A 6,217-nucleotide genomic window follows, 5' to 3' on the forward strand; every position below is an offset into this window, starting at 1 on the left:
TTACCGTGGCTTATAATTTTTTTCCTTCCACCAGCATCATTTTATTGAACATTCTTACAGACACGTTCACAAGCCCTGCAGCTTCAAACATACTGATAACCTCTCCCGGGTCAGCCCCATTGTAAAAAGGCAATTCTTTTCCGATTTCTTCCCCAAAGTGATGGTTTCCGGGATGAGAACGCTTGACAGGGATATCGGTAAGGACTTTGCCTCCGGGCTTTGTCACTCTCGCCCATTCTTTAAATGCCGAGTCCGGGTTTGCCAGGGTCCAGATCAGGTGTCTGCTGACAACCGCATCGAACTGCTCAGCCTCAAACGAGAGATTTTCTGCATCCTCCACAACAAAATTTACAAAATTTCCAGTTTTTTCCATCTTCTCCTGTGCCCTTTCCAGTTTACTCCGTGCCCAGTCCGCGCCTGTTACATCATAGCCCATCTCAGCCAGCAGCAGCGCTAAAAAGCCGGTACCTGTTCCCATATCCAGCACTTTCAGTTTCCGGTCGGTTCCCAGGAGCTGAGTGATCACTTCTGTCCAGAGTTCCCTTTCTTCTTCAGAATGCACTCCATGTGCTGCAATGGCATCGTAATCATGTTCTGCAGTGTTCCACCATTCCCTTATTTGCGGTTTTACTTCCATTTGCGGTTTTGCTTCTTGCGGTTTTACTTCCATACGTTCTCACCTACGTCCATAATTGTAAAAGTTGCAGTCATTACTTTTTTGTCATAAAGGTCCTTCACGCCTTTTTCAGGGTCCCTATATCCGACCTTGAACATCCACTTCCCACCTTTTTCCAGTTCAATGTCAACCATGCCTTCCTGGTCGGTTGTTACTTCAATAGGATTCTCCCGATTGCCGGCATGTATTCCATATACAATTATATCCGGCAGTCCATGCCCGTCATACAATATTTTCAGCAGGATATGTTCTCCGACCTTATACTGTCTGTAGCCCAGCGGAATTATTTCCAGTTCGTGCCCGACTGTCGGATCATATTCTGCCTGACAATTTCCTCCTGCCTGACAATTTACGATCTGACAATTCCCTACCTGACAGTCCCCTACCGGAAGGATGGTCTTCGTATATTGCTGGTAATACTTCGGCCCCTCCAGTCCGGGATGGGGCAAATTGAGGATTCCGCCATCGTATTCTACTCCAATGGTGTGGTATCCTGCAAAAGCCGGTATGAATTGCATCAATAAGTGATCCTCTGCGGTACTGACCTCAACTTCATGATTTTCTCCCCAGGTGCCAGAGATAGCGGGAGTCACTTTTTCGACCTGAACCGCTTTGTCACTTTTCATATTGTGCCCGAAACAAAGGTCACACACCACAGGATCTCCGGGAGAAACATTCTGCATGCCGTGTTCAACCCAGATCTCATGCCCACGTACGATATCGGGAATATCCTCAAGAAAAAATGGAGGAAAGGATTCTTTTCGGGAAGCTTTTTGCGACATAGTCCCTCACTCCGGAAGAGGATATGCCCAGGTTCCGGCGACCTCGAGATTATGGAATTTTTTGAGGTACTCTTTGTGGATTTCTGCCGGGTCAATATCTTCAAAAAGCTCAGGGTGCATACTTTTGGCAAAATAAATATGCCCTATTACCCACCTGGGCCCGCCGATAATATCCCTGTCGACCAGGTAGACGTTGTTATTTTTCACAGCATTGACCTTCTCGAAGCCCGGCCTGTCTGAAAGGACTTCTGTCAGCAGATTTTCCATATCTTCTTCCGTTTTTCCAGGGCCACTGTCAAAGCCTTTCATTAAATCCGCAAACATGAAGTCAGGGTTTTTCTCGATCACCCACTCGGGATCTACTTCAATGGAGGTCCCGGCTAATCCAGTAGCGATATTGAGCCCTCCAGTCTCTTCAGCCACCTGGCCTGCACTGGGATCGTCCGGGGTTATCACCCACCACTTTTCCTCGCTCCCTGACATGTACTCATAATAGAAAGTCGGCATCTCGTCGGCAGTCAGGTCACTGGTGCGTTCTTTTACGAGCTCCTCATAGTCCTGCATCCAGCTGAGGAGTTCGTTAGCCTCTTTTTCTTTTCCCAGAACAAAACCCATGGTTGTTAAGTCAGAATCTATGCTTTTCTGGGAAGCTAGGCCCATTACAACCACAGCCGTATTGGGAAGATTTCTGGCTATATCGTCGGCATTTTCTGCCCGCGAGAGAGGCAGGAGGACTATATCGGGCTCGAGAGTCAGCACCATTTCATAATCAACCGATTGGCCGTGCATTGAAACCTCAGGGAGATCCAGGAGCCCAAACTCAGCCATACGCTCATGGAAAGCTCGATCAACCCCTACGATCATATCTCCTGTTCCGAGAGCAAGAAGGGTTTCTGTAGTGCGGTAATCCGTGGGAATGATGTTTTTTACCGGCAGAGTCACGTTTACCTGCCTGCCAGCTCCATCAACAAGAGTAAGCTCTTTCGCTTTTCCAAGATTGATAAGCTCTATTCTGGTTACATCAAGCATATCGATGCTGCTATCGCCTGTTGCATCTGCAAACTCTGTCTGACTGCCTGAGCCCAGAATGATGCTTTCTGTGTACTCCACATCTTTCATATCTATGGTTCTGTCTCCATTCGCATTTCCGAGGATGTTGAGTGTGATATCTGATGTAGCTACAAAATCCGGTGCAGCTGCAGAATCCGATACCACAGCTGAATCAGACAAATTCGCAGTATCAGAGGCGTTCGCAGAACTTGATGCTGTAACAGGTGATGTCAGCAACGTTAGCAGCAGTAAGCCGACGATTATTCCAACCATGACTTTTGTTTTCATGCCATTCACATCTGTTTACTCCTGGTCAGATACATAGCCGTGGTCAAACCGATCAGAGTAAGCACTGCCTCAAACCCGGATGCGGTTTTCTGCGTATTTTCTGCTTCGATGTCTCTCATGTCTGCATCAATATCACTGGCTTCGGGAACTCCCCAGTCCGTATCGATACTATGAGCTTCTGTATCTCCGAGCAGGCCGTTGGAAATACGAAGATCGCCTTTCCCACCGCCAATAACTTCAAGACCGACGCTGGCAAGCTGTCCGGAACCGCTTACCCCGGTTACTCCTTCCAGATTAAAAATCACTCTGACCTTGCCGTTATCAACCGAACGCCACTGCACCGGTACTTCTGCCTCCCCGATACTCCCGTTTTCAACACCGACAATTTTCAGGACATCCGGGTTGAAGACGAGAACAAACTGCCCCGCATCAAGGTTCTCAACACTATCGATATTTACAGTAGCATAAACCGTGCTTCCCTCCACTATTTCTGGAGTATCTATACTGACCGTTGCTTGCTGCGCCTGAACCGGGACTGCTGCAAATGCCGCAATCAATGCAGCAAAGCAGATCCCGAAAAAAGCACTTCTTTCCAACCCCTTCCACAGTTTTTTTTTCATCCGATCACCCTTTGAATTCTTATAAAACAACTGTTTCAATACCAGTCAGGACATCGCAACTGGATAACAGATGCCATTATTTTGTATGCAGGAGCAGCAAATTCACTGAAAGTACTGCTACACCCAGCAAAGCGCGACATCCAGCACGGCTAGTGAATTTAATGCCATTAAGGCTCGCTGGAAATACAGGCAGAGAAAGCTGCTCTTTTCCTGTGTTCTTCCACAAAGTGGTAAAAACTTTTGAGTTCATTCTTTATTACTAATTTGAAAAAAAGTATTATTTATGTAAGATATTAAGTTTCCTATTTAGTCCTATATTTATATTAAACTAATTTTAAGTAATACGAGTTAGCTAATTTCTTTCACCTCTTATTACCTAATTTATTAAACAGGGAGACATTGTGCAAAAACGAGAGTCAATGCTTTTTATGCTAAGAAAAATCCAGAATCAAATGAAATCTAATAAAAACTTATAAATAAGAGGGAGCTCCAAAGAACCAGAAACTGATAAGTATCTTTTGCAAAAATGATACTTAGAAGCCTCCAAAGAAACGAATTGATCAGGTTTAATCGGCTAGTTCTCAAAGTGGTCTCGAGCTAGGAAAAAAATAGAAATTGATCTAGCAGCTGCCGATAAAATATTTGATTCTTCATTTCTTCCCGTCAGCTCGATGAACCGATAATGACCGATAATAACCGATAATATTCTATCAGGTCGGATTCGGGGTTTTGAAAGTTTTTGAGTAAACAACAAAAAAGAGGTTTTAATCCTTTTTCAGCTAAAAACAGGTCTATGTATTCGATGAAAAGTTCCATATCTTCAACACCGGTTTATCCCAATTTGCCTTCGCCATTCTCTTTCAATAGCTCTTTTCATATACCTTCTGATATATTACTGCTCATCATAATATCTTGACATCATCATTGTTTCAAAATTCACTCTTTCTCTCTCGGAGGATTTCAAAATTATTCCGCCGCGTATGATATTGAATGTAAGAAGCACAGAGAAGGTCATTGAGAATGAGACGGTCCATATTGTTTGTTTTAAGAAGGCCTCCCAGATCAACTATCGTCCTCAAATGAAGGTATTCACCATTTCACTGGCTGGTTGAGATTTTTTGCAGTTTATGATCAAAAGGAAGTTGGATTCAACTTTTTAAACGAAAACTCTGGTTGGCGTCGCAGGTTAATACGATTGCCCAAGATCGCCAAAACAATCAAAAAATAAAAAATAAGATTTAAAACTTTCTCAGGCCTGACATTATTTTTCTCATCTAAAAAAATTCTGTTTTCCTTATGAAACATATCTAGTTTCGACTTCTTATATCGTATTAGCCATAAAATCCGGGCTAAATTATATAAAAATCAATAGGGGAATAGAAAATATGCTGTTGTTGGACATAACAACATTTGATCCTGGACAGGGTGTGGAGTTGTTTAAACGATGGGAACTGGTAGAAAGCATGGAGTTTCCAAAAGGGTTGAAAGTCATAAAGGGTTGAAAGTCATTAACCAGTGGTTTGATTCCGGAGGAGGACGTGCCATCACTCTATGACGTGGAGACCATTGAAGACTATATGGCATATAATTTCCCATTTACCGATTTGTGCCATGTTGAAGTCTTCCCGGTAATGGAAGCCGGCGCCTATAAAAAATTCGCCGCACAGCATATGGAAAAATTGAGCAGTCTCTGTGGTTGTCCAGAAGATATCTCAGCCGGCAAAATTTTACTTTTTTTGTTTTCCGACTCTATAAATTTTATGGCACATCCGGTTCTGAAGAGAAAAAAGAAATCCTCTTACTTCTCTTACAGAGATAGCTAAAAATTCATGAAATGATAAAATCCCCAAAAAAATGTTTTGCCGGAAAAGCTTATTCGAACACTGTTACGATGTTTTTAAGTCGCTTTTTGTGAGTTTCTTCTCAATAATTTCAAAATAAGCAATGAATATGCGATTAATGGGAGTTAAATAATTTTTCAGGGCGAGCAGTATAACGATGGAAAGCGATGCAACAAGCAGGGAACCCGCTATATCCATTGGAAAATGCAGCCCGGAATAAACTCTCGCAAGCCCGCTGATTAACGCAAGCATGAAAAATATCGCGCCACTGCGCCTCAAAGATATAAATGTCAGGAGCATCAGTGAAACAGAAAACATTACAGTAGCATGGTCAGAAGGAAAAGAAGACTCTGCGGCATGCGTTATAAGGAGTGTCCCTGTAGGAACCATAAAAGGCCTCGGGTGGAAATAGAATTGGGTAATGATGAAATTTATTCCCAGGCCAAGAATTGATGCGTATCCGGCAAACAGTGCCTCCTGTCGATATTCATTTTTTGCAAGCCATGTATATGCAAGATAAGCAGCGAAAACATAAATGAGATACTGCGCTGCGAATACCATCGTGGTGTCAAGAGCAGTGTTCTTTCCAGCCATATCATTGATGATATTAAATAGTGCAAGATTCGGGTCCGTTATCATAAAGCTCACTTTTAAGCATACAAACTTGACTTACATTATTTTATACCATTAATTGACTTTTGGTCGTCCCCACTTGCATGCTTGATTATTTAGGACTTACGCGGTTGAAGCACATTTTCATAAGTTACATTAAAATACTTTTTTTAATATATTGGTATAAATATAATCAAAAAAAAAAAAATCTCTGGGTTGAATTAAATAAATCCTCCTAAATGCACTGATCTTGATTACATCAACTTTCTTATCGCTTCTTCTCGCGTATTTAGCTGTACCGAAGCTTCTAAGTGCAGTTATTTAGATTCTAATMATCCAGCTCATGAC

6 protein-coding genes and 1 pseudogene are annotated in these 6,217 nt (G+C 42.7%); 2 read left to right on the forward strand and 5 right to left on the reverse strand.

The window, feature by feature from the left end; translation table 11 throughout:
* Window positions 1-10: 10 nt before the first annotated feature.
* The 4 genes from FXV91_RS09985 to FXV91_RS10000 are packed head-to-tail and all read right to left on the reverse strand — an operon-like array spanning window position 11 to window position 3,416.
* Window positions 11-670, reverse strand: a complete 660-nt coding sequence (locus FXV91_RS09985) for a class I SAM-dependent methyltransferase (RefSeq protein WP_229390434.1) — start codon at window positions 668-670, stop codon at window positions 11-13.
* Window positions 661-1,458, reverse strand: a complete 798-nt coding sequence (locus tag FXV91_RS09990) for a DUF4198 domain-containing protein (protein ID WP_229390435.1) — start codon at window positions 1,456-1,458, stop codon at window positions 661-663. Before FXV91_RS09990 ends, FXV91_RS09985 begins: the two co-directional genes overlap by 10 nt.
* Before the next feature lie 6 nt (window positions 1,459-1,464).
* The gene (locus FXV91_RS09995; RefSeq protein WP_229390447.1) at window positions 1,465-2,796 is read right to left on the reverse strand and encodes an ABC transporter substrate-binding protein; all 1,332 of its coding nucleotides are present in this window, start codon (window positions 2,794-2,796) and stop codon (window positions 1,465-1,467) included.
* 5 nt (window positions 2,797-2,801) lie between these two features.
* The gene (locus tag FXV91_RS10000; RefSeq protein ID WP_229390436.1) at window positions 2,802-3,416 is read right to left on the reverse strand and encodes a cohesin domain-containing protein; all 615 of its coding nucleotides are present in this window, start codon (window positions 3,414-3,416) and stop codon (window positions 2,802-2,804) included.
* Between the two features lie 1,520 nt (window positions 3,417-4,936).
* Between FXV91_RS10000 and FXV91_RS10005 the strand changes: the two genes are divergently transcribed.
* Window positions 4,937-5,239, forward strand: coding sequence for a hypothetical protein (locus FXV91_RS10005; RefSeq protein ID WP_229390437.1), 303 nt, complete (start codon window positions 4,937-4,939; stop codon window positions 5,237-5,239).
* 63 nt (window positions 5,240-5,302) lie between these two features.
* Here FXV91_RS10005 and FXV91_RS10010 read toward each other — a convergent pair whose 3' ends face one another.
* The gene (locus tag FXV91_RS10010; protein WP_229390438.1) at window positions 5,303-5,851 is read right to left on the reverse strand and encodes an undecaprenyl-diphosphatase; all 549 of its coding nucleotides are present in this window, start codon (window positions 5,849-5,851) and stop codon (window positions 5,303-5,305) included.
* Between the two features lie 243 nt (window positions 5,852-6,094).
* Between FXV91_RS10010 and FXV91_RS10015 the strand changes: the two are divergent.
* Window positions 6,095-6,217: pseudogene (locus FXV91_RS10015) on the forward strand (IS701 family transposase); the annotation flags it as partial.

The sequence above is a fragment of the Methanosarcina sp. DH2 genome, from assembly GCF_020804225.1.
Taxonomy (GTDB): domain Archaea; phylum Halobacteriota; class Methanosarcinia; order Methanosarcinales; family Methanosarcinaceae; genus Methanosarcina.

Coding starts and splice junctions, on each gene's coding strand:
- FXV91_RS10000 (WP_229390436.1), bottom strand. CDS start 3,416: ATGAAAAAAAAACTGTGGAAGGGGTTGGAAAGAAGTGCTTTTTTCGGG.
- FXV91_RS09985 (WP_229390434.1), bottom strand. CDS start 670: ATGGAAGTAAAACCGCAAGAAGCAAAACCGCAAATGGAAGTAAAACCG.
- FXV91_RS09995 (WP_229390447.1), bottom strand. CDS start 2,796: ATGAAAACAAAAGTCATGGTTGGAATAATCGTCGGCTTACTGCTGCTA.
- FXV91_RS09990 (WP_229390435.1), bottom strand. CDS start 1,458: ATGTCGCAAAAAGCTTCCCGAAAAGAATCCTTTCCTCCATTTTTTCTT.
- FXV91_RS10010 (WP_229390438.1), bottom strand. CDS start 5,851: ATGGCTGGAAAGAACACTGCTCTTGACACCACGATGGTATTCGCAGCG.